Source organism: Yersinia alsatica, from assembly GCF_025133195.1.
Lineage (GTDB): Bacteria > Pseudomonadota > Gammaproteobacteria > Enterobacterales > Enterobacteriaceae > Yersinia > Yersinia alsatica.
Genome location: NZ_CP104006.1, coordinates 4,417,828 through 4,433,380, shown reverse-complemented (window position 1 = coordinate 4,433,380; position 15,553 = coordinate 4,417,828). Strand labels below are relative to the sequence as shown.

Here is a 15,553-nt window from a genome sequence, read left to right as displayed (position 1 = left end):
TCATTTTAGTTCCTGAAAAATAGACAACCCAACACTTGTTTGGTTATTTCCTTCTAGACTGTTATCTCGTTGATTCTCTATCTTTATTTTTAGCTCAATATCCTGCCATTAGGAATCTTGCTATTTAAACACATTTTAATTAGAGAGATTCCTTGAGTGACCTCACAAAAAATGCACTGTAACTGCTTGAAAACACGCTTACGATCGCTATCCCAACTTTGAAACAGATTAATAAAATACGCTTTACTCTATTTAATCAAAATAATAAAACAGACACATGTTTAAAAACAAACAAGTGTCCATTATGACCAGCCGAGAAAAACAAATATTGCAGCTTCTGAGACGAGATCCATTGATCCCCCAGCAAGAAATTGCCGATATTCTAGGCATTAGTCGCTCGGGTGTTGCCGGTCACATTATGAATCTGATGCAGAAAGGCTATATCAAAGGGAAAGGATATATATTATCTGAGCACAGCTACGTGGTGGTGATTGGTTCGGTCAATATGGATGTTTGTGGTTATGCCGCCAGTAAGCTTATTTATGAAGACTCTAATCCGGGAAAAATAAAATGTACGCCGGGTGGTGTAGGGCGAAATATTGCCGAGAATATCGCGTTATTGGGCAAAGAATGTCATTTGATCTCTGTTGTCGGTGATGATTTTTATGGTGCTACCCTGATTGATGAAGCCAAGCGGGCTGGTGTCAATGTCAGTAACTGCCACAGCCTGCATGGGGAAAACACCTCAACCTATGTTTCATTACTGGATAATAGTGGTGAAATGTTGGTGGCAATTAATGACATGCGCATTTTAGAAAAACTCACACCCTCATTATTGGCCACCACCAAGGAATTAATTCAGCACGCTGGAATATTAGTGGTTGATTGTAATTTAACGGAAGAGTCCCTTTCATGGATATTTACCAATGCCGGTAATGTCCCGGTATTCGTAGATACTGTCTCAGCATTTAAAGCCCCCAGAATTAAAAATTGGCTATCTCATATTCATACCTTGAAACCTAATCGTCTGGAGGCGGAAATACTCAGTGGCATGAAGATTAACAGCCACAATGATATTCCGGCAGTCGCGAGCTGGTTCCATCAGCAGGGTGTCCAACGCCTGGCGCTAAGTATGGGGAAAGATGGCGTTTATTTCAGCGAAGTTGACGGACAGACTGGCTGGTCGCTGCCACTGAATATCAACATTGTAAATGTGACCGGTGCCGGAGACGCCATGATGTCAGGACTGGCAAGTTGCTGGCTGGATGATATGGAATTTGCTGAGAGTATTCGTTTTGCTCAAGGCTGTTCAGCATTAACACTCTCTTCGGAACTGACCAATAACCCTAATCTGTCAAATGGCAGTGTTAAAAAACTATTGGAATTACAACCATGAAAAATAATGCAATGGCACAATCTTACTTAGATATTTCACCGGAAGTTGCGCAGGCCTTGGCGCAAAATAAAGCCGTGGTGGCATTGGAATCTACCATTATTTCTCATGGGATGCCTTATCCACAAAACGTAGAAACAGCCTTACTGGTTGAACAGAAAATTCGTGAAAATGGCGCAGTTCCTGCCACTATTGCGGTTATAAATGGCCGGATGAAAGCGGGCTTATCGAGAGATGAAATAGAATTGCTGGGCAAAGAAGGCCACAGCATTATGAAAGTTAGCCGCCGCGATTTACCTTTTGTGGTTGCTAATGGACAGCATGGTGCAACAACAGTGGCTTCTACCATGATTATTGCGGAAATGGCCAAGATTAAGGTCTTTGCCACCGGCGGTATTGGCGGGGTGCACCGTGGTGCAGCAACCACCTTTGATATTTCCGCGGATCTACAGGAACTGGCAAAAACCAATGTCACCGTCGTATGTGCGGGCGCGAAATCTATTCTAGATTTAGGCTTAACCACTGAATATCTGGAAACCAACGGTGTTCCAGTCATTGGCTATCAAACTCGCTCACTACCGGCATTCTTTTGCCGAACCAGTCCATTTGAGGTCAGTATTACATTAGACAGTGCTGAACAAATTGCGGCGGCAATGAATGCCAAATGGGGTATGGGGCTACGCGGAGGAATGGTGGTTGCCAATCCAATTCCTGAACAATATGCACTATCAGAAAATATGATCAATGCCGCTATTGAACAGGCAGTTAGAGAATCAGAAGAGCAAGGGATTATCGGCAAGGAAAGTACACCATTCTTGCTGGCCCGAGTTGCTGAATTAACCGGTGGCGACAGTTTAAATGCCAATATCCAACTGGTATTTAATAATGCGAAATTAGCAGCGAAAATCGCCTGTTCATACCAGAGTATTATTTAATTTGTAGAACGGTAATACGCCTTAAATAGTGTCCTTATTACAGTTGCTAAATAATAGCTCATATCCTTGAGGTGCCCTGACACATTTGTTGTCCAAGGGGCACCTTTTCGAGCATGGGCTTATTATAAATACTTCGGGGGATTTATGGATTTATTGCGTAGTTTGGCGGGGATGTGCATTTTATTGCTTATCGCCTATATTTTCTCGGTAAACAAAAGAAAAATAAGATTAAGAACGGTGGGGGCAGCGTTATTGCTGCAAATCACACTAGGTGCGGTCATGCTTTATGTCCCCGCTGGCAAGTGGTTTATCTCCTCTATCGCTAATGCTGTGAATCGAGTTATTTCTTATAGTGATGCAGGTAGCGCATTTATTTTTGGCGGCTTAGTTAGCCCAAAAATGAATGAGCTATTTGATGGTGCAGGATTTGTTTTCGCTTTCCATGTGTTACCTGCCATTATTTTCATCACTTCGCTAATTTCTATTCTTTATTATCTTGGCATTATGGGCTGGTTGATAAATATTCTTGGTTCTATATTTCAAAAATTACTGGGTATCAGCAAGGTAGAGTCATTTGCGGCAGTAACAACCATTTTCCTTGGTCAGAATGAAATACCCGCAGTGGTAAAGCCCTTTATTAATAAGATGAACAGCAATGAGTTATTCACCGTGATTTGTAGCGGTATGGCATCCATCGCCGGCTCTATGTTGGTGGGATATGCTGGCCTTGGGGTGCCTATTGAATATTTGTTGGCCGCGTCATTGATGGCGATCCCCGGCGGGATACTATTTGCACGAATTATCAGCCCTGCAACGGAAGAGTCAAAAGTAGAATTTAATGAAATGACCTTCAGTGATAAACGTCCTGCCAGTATTATCGAGGCGGCGGCGAATGGCGCGATGTTGGGATTGAAAATAGCGGTAGGGGTAGCCACTGTAGTGATGGCCTTTGTGGCGTTGATTGCATTAATTAACGGTATTATTGGTGGCATCGGCGGCCTATTTGGTTTTGAGCATCTGAGTCTGGAAAGCATCCTTGGCTATGTGTTCTCACCTTTGGCTTATATTATGGGCGTGTCTTGGGAGCATGCCTCACTGGCAGGCGGCTTTATCGGCCAGAAGCTAGCCATTAATGAATTCGTCGCTTATCTGAGTTTCTCCCCTTATTTGAAAGAGACAATTGGCACATTGGATGTCAAAACCATTGCAGTTATCTCTTTTGCACTGTGCGGTTTTGCCAACTTTGGCTCAATTGCTGTTGTGGTCGGGGCATTCAGTGCTGTGGCACCAGAAAGGGCATCTGAAATTGCTCGCTTAGGGTTCCGTGCATTACTGGCGGCAACATTATCTAACCTGATGAGCGCCACTATTGCTGGTCTGTTTATTGGCTTAGGGAGCTTACTGCCTGGCTAGGATTAATAGCAATTTAATCAGTTCAATATAGCTCTGGTGCATTAATCCGGCGAGATAGAGATTAATGCACCACCCCATCATTTAATCGAGAGGGTGGCGCTTAAGATAGTAACTAATTTTGTAATCTACCGGATTAAAGGTAATCACCGAAAAATCCACAATCACCCCATCAGTTGTATTGGATACGGCTAATAATTGCAGCAATAGGGTACGCGGGTCGCAATGAAGTTGTAGAGCAAACTCTTGGCTGGCCACAATAGGTAAAAATGTCTGTCGGCAACCTTCTATTTGGTAATGAGCGTGTTTCTCAATAAAGTCATACTTTGATGATTCAAGGTGATGGTAAGTTAAATCGGGCATCAGAGCGACCGGTAGATAACTCTCCTCTATCTGAATAATCTGTTTATCAGCGTAGCGTAATCGCTTGATATAATAAGTTTTGTCATCTGGTTGAATATTCAACTGGCTGGCTATCGCTTGCGGTGCTCTGATAATTTTGAATTCAGATACTTCAGTATGAGGGGTTTTACCCAGCATTTTCATATGTTCGGTAAAACTGTTCAGATGATTATTATCATGTTTAAGATCTTTTCCGATAATAAATGTTCCCCGACCTTGCTGTCGTTCCAACAAGCCATCCTGAATTAAAACATCCAATGCTTTTCTGACCGTCATCCGTGATGCGCCAAAACGCTCAGCTAGCTGAATTTCAGACGGCAAGCAGTCACCGACAGAAATATCCTGATGATTTATTAACTTTCGGATATTGGTGACTAGATTTTTATATACCATTTTTATACCTATTTTGAGGGTGATGTTTATCACGAATAATTTTTTAATCTATTGATAATTAATTATTAAAATTTACCCAGTATAAAAAATAGCTTAAATGTCTAATTTTAGACTGAATAATATACAAATCTGTTTGGCGATTTAATGCAGTCCCGATCACAAATTTTTATCAATCGTCAGGTCATAAACGGGCGATTCCATAGAGTGATGATTGTTGATACTCACGAGGGAAACGATCATGTTTAGTTCGTTTAATAGATTTGGCGGGGCAATGCTCGGTGCGGTGCTACTTTTCCCTTTTGCTGGGATGGTCGTTGGCATATCGCTGGTGTTGCAAAATCCCACCTTTGCCAGTCCAGATAGTTTATTTTTCCAATTAATGAAAATTATTGAATCCGGTGGTTGGACTGTATTTAACAATATGGGACTACTGTTTGCTGTCGGCTTACCGATAAAATTAGCCAATAAAGCACCGGCTTCTGCTTGTCTGGTTTCTTTAATTACTTACCTGACCTTTAATGCCTTTCTTGGTGCAATGTGTGAAGTATGGGGTGCACATTGGGGCGTTAATTTTGCGCAAGAAACTGGTGGTACCAGCGGGTTGGCAACCATTGGCGGGATTAAGACACTGGATACCAGTGTGATTGGCGCCATCTTATGTGGCAGTTTGGTCACTTGGATACACAACCGCTATTACTCCACCAAACTACCTGACTATATTAGTATTTTTCAGGGAGCCGCTTTCGTTAATATCCTCGGCTTCATTGTTATGTTGCCGCTGGCCTTCATTACACTGATGTTATGGCCAAAAGTGCAGTTAGGTATGATTTCATTACAAGGCTTTATTTTGCATGCCGGTAATTTGGGTATCTGGTGCTATATCTTCTTGGAAAAGATCTTATTACCTACAGGTCTGCACCATTTTGTTTATAGTCCTTTCCAATATACCGATGTTGCGGTACCCGGCGGCACTACATTGTACTGGTTGACTCATTTACAAGAATTCAGTCAATCCACTGAGCCGCTAAAACAACTTTTCCCAGCCGGTGGTTTTGCTATGCAGGGGAATGGGGCGGTATTTGGTGGTTTAGGTATGGCCTTGGCGATATACAGTACGGCGAAACCGGAAAATAAAGCCAAAGTTGCCGGGTTACTGATCCCTGCAACCATTACCAGCATGTTTATCGGTATTACTGAGCCGCTAGATTTCACCTTCCTATTTATTGCTCCGGCACTGTTTGTGGTTCATGCCATGCTTTCCGCCACCATGACAGTCGTCATGTATAGCTTGGGTGTGGTGGGGAACTTTGGTTCCGGGATTCTTGAGTGGGCGACGCAAAACTGGATTCCAATGTTCAGTAACCATGCCAATGTGATGATTACTCAGATTATTGTCGGTCTCATATTCAGTGGTGTCTATTTCCTGATATTCCGTATTTTAATTCTCAAATTTAACTTCAAAACCTTGGGCCGCGAAGATAGCGATCTCAAGCTTTATTCAAAGCAAGACTACAAACAAAAAGGTGACAATCAAGGGAATGAATTCCAACAACGCGCCAGCGCTTATTTAGAGGCTGCTGGTGGGAAAGACAATATCGCCAGCTTCACCCACTGCTTTACCCGCTTAAGATTAGTTGTAAAAGATATTAGCCGAGTTCAACCGAGCACAGCATTTAAGGCCTATTCCGCGATTGAAGTTTATAAAAATGGCAATGATGTGCAGGTGATTGTTGGCAACAATGTGACGCATATTTATGAACAATTTGCAGAGTTGATGAATTAAGGAGTTTTTTAGATGAAGAAATCATCCATTTTGATTGCTGGTGGTGGTTCAACCTATACCCATGGCATTATTCTTATGCTGTTGGATAATTTACATCGTTTCCCTATTTCGGAAATAAAACTGTATGACAATGACGGGCCGCGGCAGGAAGTTGTGGCTAAAGCCTGTGAAATTATTCTGCGTGAACAATCCAGCGGAATAAAATTCTCCTATACCACAGACCCTAAAGTCGCTTTTAGTGGTGTTGATTTCGTGATGGCGCATATTCGGCAAGGTAAACTGCCGATGCGTGAAAAAGACGAAAAAATCCCAATGAAATATGGCTGTGTTGGGCAGGAAACCTGTGGGGCTGGTGGGATTGCTTATGGCATGCGATCCATTGGCGGTGTGCTGGAGATTCTTGATTATATGACGGAATATTCGCCAAAGGCTTGGATGCTAAATTACTCTAACCCGGCGGCTATTGTTGCTGAAGCAACACGGCGCTTACGGCCAACAGCACGTATTTATCATATTTGTGATATGCCTATCAGTATTGAAGAGGCAATGGCAAAAATACTGCACTATCCTTCGGCGGCAGATTTGGAAACCCGCTATTACGGCCTTAACCATTTTGGTTGGTGGAATTCTGTGCGTGATAAGGTCACCGGCGAGGATTTAATGCCGCGACTGGCAGAACATGTACGGCAATATGGTTATGCTGATGAGCAAGGTGAAGGTAAAGAGGAAATAAGCTGGAGTGAAACTTTTGCCAAAGCCCGTGATAGCTTCGCATTAGATCCCAGTAGCTTCCCGAATACCTATTTGCAATATTATCTGTATGGCGATGATATGGTGGCGCACGCCTCACCGGATCACTCACGAGCAAATGAAGTGATGGAAGGCCGGGAAAAATTTGTTTTTGATGAGTGTCGTAAAATTATTGCGGAGGGCAGTGCGGTAAATACTCAACTTAAGATTGATGAGCATGCGTCTTATATTGTTGATTTAGCACAGGCCATTGCATTTAATACTAAGCGCCGTATGTTGCTGATTGTGCCTAATAAAGGCGCTATCAGTAACTTTGATGACGATGCTATGGTTGAAGTGCCTTGTTTGGTTGGAACTGAAGGGGTTGAGCCATTAGCTATTGGCGATATTCCTACCTTCCAGCGTGGGTTGCTGTATCAGCAACATGCGGTAGAAAAGTTGGTTGTTGATGCTTGGGTTGAAAAATCTTACCAAAAGCTGTGGCAAGCACTGACATTATCTAAAACCATTCCGAGTGCAAAAGTTGCAAAGTTGATTTTAGATGATCTAATCGAGGCTAATAAATCCTATTGGACGCTGAACTAGCTCTGACTAAACACCGCTCTGGTCTGTAGCGGTGAGTTAGACGCACAGTTTATAAAAGAATAATTAAAGTATTGTCGCCACCTGCCGATAACAATGTCTGATATTTATATGCTTTTTAATAATAGTCTGGCTAGCCAGAGCAATAAATTAAAGATGGGGAATGGCAGGTGAGCGAAGCGTCTAAAGAGAATTTTGTAAAAACCAATAAATTAGCGATCTGTGCAATTCTTCGTGATTTAAAGAAGAACGATACCGCAGTGATGGTGATTCATGCCCGTGGGCAATTTATTAGCCGTATCTTGGATGTCGTACCTGAAACTAATCAGTTTATTTTTGATTTTGGTAGCGTAGCTCATGAGAATATCTCGGCTCTTGCTGCCAACCAACTGACTGTTATTGCAGAACCTACCGGTGCAAAAATCGAGTTCACCTGTAATCATCTGAAAGAGATAAAATATTTATCATTACCCGCCTTTAGCACCGCTATTCCAGAAAACCTTTACTTCATCCAACGTCGAGAGTATTTCCGCGTAAATATCCCTCAGTGGCCAGCTTATTACTGCTCAGGGAAATTCGCAGATGGCAGTAAATTTTCCTATACCTTGGCTGATGTCTCTTTGGGCGGAATGGGGTTGTATGCAGTAAAAGGCAGTGAATTCCCGGTCCAGGGGTGTGGCATTCTGCGTGATGTCGCGGTTGATTTATGTGGTTTTGGTATTTTTAAACTGGATTTGCAGTTTATCCGGGCGATCGATAAGCAGGTTGTGAATAACAAAGGTGAAACGCTTACCGTACAGCGCTTGAGTTTTAAATTTCCTCGTTTAAGCCCAATCCAAGAAAAGGGATTGCAGCGTGCCATCTTTGAACTGGAAAAGCAGCAAACAGCCAAAGCGAGAAAATTTCAAGACAGCCTGTAATCTTTGAAGGTATATCCTAATTTTATTTATACTCATTATTGCTACTACAGCGGCGATCATCGCCGCAATGTGAAATAAAATGGATAGTCAATCAGCGCTATCTGGACTGAACAAAATAAAAGCTGAAAAATATGTTGAATTATCATGCAACTGCCCCAATATTATAAGCTTGTCACTAAGGAGGATTAAGTATGGGGATCAGCGAAGAAGAGAGTATCCGCCGTTTGACTGATGAGAAAAACTCTATTGGTCATACGGCTAAATGGGTAGCAATTATTTCTGCTGTCTATTTTGTTATTATGTTGTTTTATCAGCATGAATTGGGTGTATTAACCTTGGCTGGTGGGATTTTTGTGGTGTCATTTTCTATCTGGATGAAGAAACGCCAGAAAGTGAAATCCTATAAAGATCAACTGCAACAGATGGGCGATGATAAAATGGTTTAAGCCAAAACTAACACGCCGATTAGCCTGATTTATCAGAGGAACAGCAGGAATAGTACCTGATGAACTGTTCGTCCGATTTTCAGCCTTTTGCTTCTTTTCGTTTGCAACTCTGTAAGCGCCTTCCGAATATTGCTTTTATCTCTATGATGATTTGTCCGCCGGCTTGAACGATTTGGACATATTAAACCCCGTCACGACGAATGCCATTTGCTCATACAATCTTTTGGCTTGTGGATTATCGGCCGCAACTCGCAGTTTTATCTCAAATATACCCTGTTCAACCAACCGCTTTTCCAATTCCTGTAAACAGGATGAACCATAACCTTTGCGCTGATACTGTGGTAACACGTAGAAATCTTTAATAAAGGCTGCACTGTCATTTTCAGCCAAGCCATACCATAAATAACCAACCCGTTGCTCTTGGCCCGAGTCGGCTTTATTTTCGATACAATATAAGTGGTCATTTGGGCTATTAATACCTTGCGGTAGATAGCCATCAAAGCTGTGTGTCGCATGCTCCACGGCTTGCTCGTGGCTATAACCACTATTGGATGATAAATCCTGTGCATATTCTGCGATAAATAAATTCCGATAATCGGCGAGCTCCTCAGAACACATTGCTCGGAGTGTTACCATGATATTTTCCTTAATAAAATTGCACTATTGAGATATTTCAGTCTATCTATAACTTCAATGACTTTGGGTATATAGTGAATTGAGTTCAAGATAAACATATTAACGTTTTGCAGGAAATAAGATACATAAAGTAAATCATAAGGTTAACTATAAACGGGGATGTAATGACAACACAAAATAGCCATAAAGATGCAGTTGAAAGGCAGTTTGGTGATCAGGCCAATGCTTATTTAACCAGTGCGGTCCATGCTCAGGGTAAGGATTTACAGCGCCTGACAACACTACTGCAACCTCATGGCGATGCCCGTTTACTCGATCTCGGATGTGGTGCCGGACATGCCAGTTTTACTGCTGCGGCGGTGGTTAAGTCAGTAGTTTCTTATGATCTTTCAGCGCAAATGCTGCAAGTGGTTAGCCAAGCGGCAGCGGATAAAAAACTGACTAATATAGAGGTGAAACAAGGCCTCGCTGAGTCATTGCCGTTTGATGATCAGAGTTTTGATATTGTCATTAGCCGGTACTCTGCTCATCACTGGCACGATGTTGGTCAGGCTTTACGCGAAGTTAAGCGGGTATTACGTCCCGGCGGCAAAGTTATTTTTATGGATGTGGTCTCCCCCGGTCATCCAGTGTTAGATATTTATCTACAAACGGTGGAAGTTTTACGTGATACCTCACATGTACGAAATTACGCCCCGGGTGAATGGCTAGCGCTGTTTACTGATGCTGGGTTGGTCATTAATGAAGTGACCTCCGATAGACTGCATTTGGAGTTCAGTAGTTGGATTGCCAGAATGCGCACACCAGAATATTTCGCTATCGCGATCCGTGAACTGCAAAAATCAGCCTCTGATAGTGTGATTAATCATTATGAGATTCAAGCTGATGGTTCATTTACCAGCGATATTATGATGATTGTTGCAAAGCGTAACTGAGTATTTATTAATGTGGGCGGTGTTGGTAATATACATCCGTCCGCACTTTAGTATTTTCTGTTCATTTTTCTTGTGACATAAATATATTTATTTCCTCCTTATTCCATCCACAATGATTGATTTTCTTTACACAGCATTACGTCCCCTTGCATTGCCCCACCCATAATTAACTTCACAAAGACATTACATATAACCTGTCAGTTGGAGCACATTATGAAACTATTACCTGTCATCGCTGCTGCACTTATTGCTACTGCTTCATTCGCCACTATGGCTGCACAAGAAGTCAGCCCAGAACAAGCAACTAAGTTACAAAGTATGGGTGTGATTTCTCTTTCCAATATCAGTGGTTCTCCGATGGATGTGGAATCAGCACTTAACGCGAAAGCTACCGCTGATGGCGCAGGCCACTACCGGATTATTGGCATGAGTAACCCTGGAGACTCCAGTGACTACAGTGCCAGTGCTGAGATTTATCATTGATTTGTCACAATAAGTGATAATTAATGAAACAGTTAGATACAGTATTAATATTGATCACTAGCGCAATATGACAATAGCGCGTCATTGTTATATTGCGCTTGCTTATTTCAATATTGTTCATATCCATACAGTCAGTTTTTTTCTATTTATCTGCCGAAAATAATTAACTCTTAGAGCAATCTTAATGATAACTTCAGGAATATAAGGTGTTATTGTAGTCCATCCGGGTTTCCGAGGAGCGGCTATGTTAAACACTGTCCGGCGTAATTTTAAAAGTCAGTTCTCTTATTTGCAGCGCTTTATTGCCTCCCCCCGTACTGTTGGCACATTGGCTCCTTCTTCGCCTTGGTTGTGTCAGGCGATGTTAAATCAGGTCGATTGGAGACAAGACCTTAATATTGCTGAGTTAGGTGCTGCTGATGGGGTGCTGACAAAGCGTATTTTGTCACATATGTCGGAGAACTCCCGCTTACAGGCGTATGAGATTCAGCCACATTTCGCACACGCATTACACCAGATAAACGACTCGCGCTTGCAGGTCGCGTTCCGGTCAGCTGAGCAGTTGGATCAAGATTACGATGCCGTATTTTGTTGCCTACCACTGCTGTCGATCCCAACCAAGATCAGCATCAAGATATTACAACAGGCCCAGCAGCGCTTACGTGCAAACCATGGGGTTTTGGTCCTGTTCCAATACAGCCACCTTTCCGAACCCTTATTATCCCGCTATTTTACGTGGAAAAAAATACGGGTGGTGCGCAATTTCCCTCCAGCATTAGTCTATATTTGTCAGCCTCGCTAAGGCTCAATACACTTCTGTTCGCTGTGCTATAACCTCTGGTTTACCAGAGGCTTATTAGCTCAGTATCTATCCCAGACAAGCTTGGCGGCCTCTTTCAGAAATTCTTCTGACTTATCCAAACACATAACCAATTCAATTGAAAATACCAATGATAATGATTATCATGCGCGATTGTTTTTTTCTGATTGTGTGAAGTGAATGCGCCATTTTCAAGCTCTATTGGTTTTCTGTCTGCTGATTGTCTCATTCGATGGGCTGACAAAAACTGTTACTGATATTCTGGGGCGTCAGGTCAACGTACCGGATAACCCACAGCGTATTATTCTGGGTGAAAGCCGGATGTTATATACGCTGGCATTATTGGAGCCTGGAAATCCAGCACAGCGCGTGATTGGTTGGCCCGCAGATCTTGAGCGTTTCGATGCACAAAGCTGGCAGCTTTATACCCAGCAATTTCCTGAAATCGCTCAAATCCCAATAATTGGCAGTGGAAATATTCGTCAGATAAACGTTGAGCGACTGATCCAGTTACAACCCGATCTGATTATTTTGCCACGATTTGCCCGTGCTGAAGGGGATGATGGAACACTGGCGGGTTTAACTAAAGCGGGTATTCCGGTTATCTATGTGGATCTGCGGATCGATTTGCTAAATCACACGGTCCCCAGTATTAAATTATTAGGCGAAGTGCTTAATCGTCAGGATCGTGCTGAGCAATTTATTAATTTTTATCAGCAACATATGCAGCTAATTCAACAACGCCTGGCACAGCATCAAGGGCGAAAACCGACCGTTATGCTGCATTTACACCTTGGGCGACGGGAAAGCTGCTGTACCACGGCCTCCAAAGGCAATCTTGGCGATCTAATTGCTTTTGCTGGTGGCGATAATATTGCTGCTTCACGTATTAATAGCGTTTATGGTGAGCTGAATCCTGAAAACGTGCTGCAAGCGAATCCGGATATCTATATTGCCACTGGCATGGCGGGGCCAACAGGCAAGCGTTTTTCCAGCTTACAGCTGGGGCCATTAGTTAATGCTGAACAAGCACAGCGCAGCTTTCAGCAACTGTTATCAGACCAACCTATTCTTTCTCACCTCGACGCGGTGGCTCAAGGGCGTGCCTACAGTATTTGGCACAACTTTTACCTTAGCCCTTATCACGTCGTAGCAGTAGAAATGTTTGCCAAGGCGTTTTATCCACAGCTCTTTGCCGACATCAATCCCCAACAAACATTCCAACAATTATATCAACAATTTTTGCCGTTACCTTTCTCAGGGATTTATTGGAGTCAGTTCAAGAATGAAAATAATTAAGCGCCAGCATGCTTACTGGTGCAGCCTGCCTATGCTTGCAATGGGGTCGGTCGCCCATGGCGCAGACGATCTTACAGCAGATAAAAATAGCGAAGAAAAAACCAAAATCGTGGTCGTGGGTCAGCAGCGCGAAGCCGATACCCAAAGCTATCAGCCGACAACTTCGGTGACCGGCACTCGCACTAATACCAATCTGTTGAATGTACCGCAGGCAGTCAATGTTGTGCCACGGCAAGTACTGCGCGATCAGGCGGTTAGAAATATTGACGAAGCCTTATATAACGTCAGTGGGATTACACAGTCGAATACATTAGGCGGCACTCAGGATGCCATTATAAAACGTGGATTTGGTGATAACCGCGATGGTTCCATTCTGCGTGATGGTGTTCGCTCGGCGCAGGCACGTAATTTTACGCCAACTACGGAGCGGGTTGAAGTTCTTAAAGGCCCGGCATCGATGCTATATGGCATGGGGGAACCGGGTGGGGTAATCAACATGATTACCAAGAAACCACAGCTAGTGCAGCAAACTCATATTGAAGGTTGGGGCACCAGTTTTAAAGGGGGCGGCGGTCAGTTGGATGTCACCGGCCCGCTCGGCCAATCCGGCTTTGCTTATCGAATGATTGTTGATCATGATGAAACCGATTACTGGCGCAACTTTGGTCGTAACCGCCAAACGGTAGTCGCGCCCTCGGTTATGTGGTTTGGTGAAACGACCGCGGTGCGGCTGGCTTATGAGCATATGGAGTATCTCACTCCCTTCGATCGCGGCACAATTATTGATAGCCGCACAGGGAAGCCAGTTGATACTCCACGAGATCGTCGTTTCGATGAGCCCTATAACGCGACTCGGGGTGATCAGGACAATATCACGCTGCAAGTGGATCAGGTGCTTAATGATAACTGGAAGAGCTCACTGACCTATGCGTACAACCGCAATCGTTATAGTGATAATCAGGCCCGCGCGTTGTTACTTGATCCCGTTACCGGCGTATTGAGTCGACAGGCTGACTCGACAGCCAGTGCTGTTAGCCGGGCCCAGGCGGTGCAGATGACACTGAATGGCGACCTTGATTTGGCAGGAATGGGCCATCAGATGCTGTTTGGTTTCGATTATGAAGATAACCGTACATATCGTGGCGATATGATTCGTGGTAAAAAGAACTCAAATTTCAATATCTACCATCCGATATACGGTTTGATGCCAACCTCGACCGCAGTCAGTGCCAAAGACAGCGACCAGCGCGAAAACCTGAAAAGTTATGGCTGGTTTATGCAAGATTCTGTTGAGTTGACGGATAAATGGATTGTACTGGCAGGTTTACGTTACGATCATTTTGATGTTTTCGCGGGTAAAGGCCGGCCTTTCATCACTAATACCGATAGCTCTGACAGCAAATTGATTCCACGAACTGGCGTGGTTTATAAACTGACGCCAGAAGTCTCTCTTTACGCCAGCTACAGTGAGTCCTTCAAGCCTAATTCCTCTATCGCCACACAGATAGATTCATTGCCACCGGAGCAGGGGCAATCTTGGGAAATGGGTAGTAAGGTCGAGTTAGTCAATGGGGTTACCGGCACACTGGCACTGTTTGATATTGCTAAGCGTAATGTCATGGTGAATGAGTTAGTTAACGGTGAAACAGTGACTCGAACTGCGGGTCGAGTACGTTCGCAAGGGGTAGAATTTGATGTGGCTGGGCAATTGACTGACAGCTTAAGTGCAATAGCGACCTATGCTTATACCGATGCCAGAGTGACGGAAGATCCTGATAATAAAGGTAATCAAATGGCTAATGTCGCCCGAAATAGCGCATCATTATTCTTGGCGCAGGCATTGGGCTCTACGGGGTGGCAGGGCGGTGATGATTTGCGCGTTGGCGCTGGTGCACGATATGTCGGGCGGCGTGCGGGTGATGCTGCTAATAGTTTTACCTTAGATGATTACACCGTAGCTGATGCTTTCATCTCATATTCATTACCCATTAATAATTATCGGGTGAAATGGCAGCTCAATGTGAAAAATATCTTTGATAAAACCTATTATCCTTCTAGTGGTGGCAATTTACGGGTTGCTGTTGGAGAACCTCGACAGTTTGTTCTGCGGGCTAGTGTCGATTTCTAATTAGGGTTATCAATCGATACTGATTAATGCCGTGAGCCGGATGGTGATGCAATATCATTCATACTTGGTGTATAGTTAATTTTACATGACTGTAAAGTTTGCACTACTCTCAATTATAGGTATGATTTGCATCTACAGCCTGGAGCTGGAAGTTAATCCTGTTTAACCGGTCAACAAGGGTGGCCGGTTTCTTGATGGCGAGAATTTATCCTCAGAAGTTGATGCGAAAGGACTTTCA

Annotated in this window: 14 protein-coding genes; 12 read left to right on the top strand and 2 right to left on the bottom strand. The window is 43.5% G+C overall.

All coding sequences use genetic code 11. The features are described from left to right. Positions 1-277: 277 nt before the first annotated feature. From N0H69_RS20050 to N0H69_RS20040, 3 genes are all read left to right on the top strand, one after another. The gene (locus N0H69_RS20050; RefSeq protein WP_050110053.1) at positions 278-1,396 is read left to right on the top strand and encodes a PfkB family carbohydrate kinase; all 1,119 of its coding nucleotides are present in this window, start codon (positions 278-280) and stop codon (positions 1,394-1,396) included. Next, positions 1,393-2,328, top strand: a complete 936-nt coding sequence (locus N0H69_RS20045) for a pseudouridine-5'-phosphate glycosidase (RefSeq protein ID WP_050152422.1) — start codon at positions 1,393-1,395, stop codon at positions 2,326-2,328. Before N0H69_RS20050 ends, N0H69_RS20045 begins: the two co-directional genes overlap by 4 nt. A gap of 144 nt (positions 2,329-2,472) precedes the next feature. Continuing rightward, entirely contained in the window at positions 2,473-3,741 is a 1,269-nt protein-coding gene (locus N0H69_RS20040; RefSeq protein ID WP_050110051.1) for a NupC/NupG family nucleoside CNT transporter, read from the top strand. A gap of 81 nt (positions 3,742-3,822) precedes the next feature. On the opposite strand, the gene N0H69_RS20035 is transcribed toward N0H69_RS20040, so the two are convergent. Then, a complete protein-coding gene (locus N0H69_RS20035) occupies positions 3,823-4,533 on the bottom strand; it encodes a GntR family transcriptional regulator (protein WP_050110050.1) in 711 nt (236 codons plus the stop codon). 238 nt (positions 4,534-4,771) lie between these two features. Here N0H69_RS20035 and N0H69_RS20030 point away from each other — a divergent pair, with 238 nt between their 5' ends. The 4 genes from N0H69_RS20030 to N0H69_RS20015 all read left to right on the top strand — a co-directional run bounded on the left by N0H69_RS20030 (position 4,772) and on the right by N0H69_RS20015 (position 9,014). Further along, entirely contained in the window at positions 4,772-6,316 is a 1,545-nt protein-coding gene (locus N0H69_RS20030) for an alpha-glucoside-specific PTS transporter subunit IIBC (RefSeq protein ID WP_050110049.1), read from the top strand. Between the two features lie 12 nt (positions 6,317-6,328). Continuing rightward, complete coding sequence (locus N0H69_RS20025; protein WP_050122609.1) at positions 6,329-7,651, top strand: 6-phospho-alpha-glucosidase; 1,323 nt, start codon at positions 6,329-6,331, stop codon at positions 7,649-7,651. A gap of 167 nt (positions 7,652-7,818) precedes the next feature. Then, on the top strand, positions 7,819-8,568 hold the full coding sequence (locus N0H69_RS20020) for a flagellar brake protein (protein ID WP_050110047.1): 750 nt from the start codon (positions 7,819-7,821) through the stop codon (positions 8,566-8,568). A 191-nt stretch (positions 8,569-8,759) separates the two neighbouring features. Next, positions 8,760-9,014 carry a hypothetical protein gene (locus N0H69_RS20015; protein ID WP_050110046.1) on the top strand — a complete coding sequence of 85 codons (255 nt, stop codon included), beginning with the start codon at positions 8,760-8,762 and terminating at the stop codon, positions 9,012-9,014. Positions 9,015-9,155: 141 nt separating this feature from the next. On the opposite strand, the gene N0H69_RS20010 is transcribed toward N0H69_RS20015, so the two are convergent. Further along, positions 9,156-9,650 (bottom strand): GNAT family N-acetyltransferase, encoded by a 495-nt coding sequence (locus tag N0H69_RS20010; RefSeq protein ID WP_050152421.1) that lies wholly within the window; start codon positions 9,648-9,650, stop codon positions 9,156-9,158. 164 nt (positions 9,651-9,814) lie between these two features. Here N0H69_RS20010 and N0H69_RS20005 point away from each other — a divergent pair, with 164 nt between their 5' ends. The 5 genes from N0H69_RS20005 to N0H69_RS19985 all read left to right on the top strand — a co-directional run bounded on the left by N0H69_RS20005 (position 9,815) and on the right by N0H69_RS19985 (position 15,315). Continuing rightward, positions 9,815-10,585 carry a class I SAM-dependent methyltransferase gene (locus tag N0H69_RS20005; RefSeq protein ID WP_050152420.1) on the top strand — a complete coding sequence of 257 codons (771 nt, stop codon included), beginning with the start codon at positions 9,815-9,817 and terminating at the stop codon, positions 10,583-10,585. A 213-nt stretch (positions 10,586-10,798) separates the two neighbouring features. Continuing rightward, complete coding sequence (locus N0H69_RS20000) at positions 10,799-11,068, top strand: YdgH/BhsA/McbA-like domain containing protein (protein WP_050110043.1); 270 nt, start codon at positions 10,799-10,801, stop codon at positions 11,066-11,068. A gap of 244 nt (positions 11,069-11,312) precedes the next feature. Continuing rightward, positions 11,313-11,870, top strand: coding sequence for a class I SAM-dependent methyltransferase (locus N0H69_RS19995; protein ID WP_050110042.1), 558 nt, complete (start codon positions 11,313-11,315; stop codon positions 11,868-11,870). A gap of 198 nt (positions 11,871-12,068) precedes the next feature. Then, positions 12,069-13,187, top strand: coding sequence for an ABC transporter substrate-binding protein (locus N0H69_RS19990; protein ID WP_050110041.1), 1,119 nt, complete (start codon positions 12,069-12,071; stop codon positions 13,185-13,187). Further along, positions 13,174-15,315: a TonB-dependent siderophore receptor gene (locus N0H69_RS19985; RefSeq protein ID WP_050152419.1), complete on the top strand. Its 2,142-nt coding sequence runs from the start codon at positions 13,174-13,176 to the stop codon at positions 15,313-15,315. The genes N0H69_RS19990 and N0H69_RS19985 overlap by 14 nt, the downstream gene beginning before the upstream one ends. The last annotated feature ends 238 nt before the right edge of the window (positions 15,316-15,553 follow it).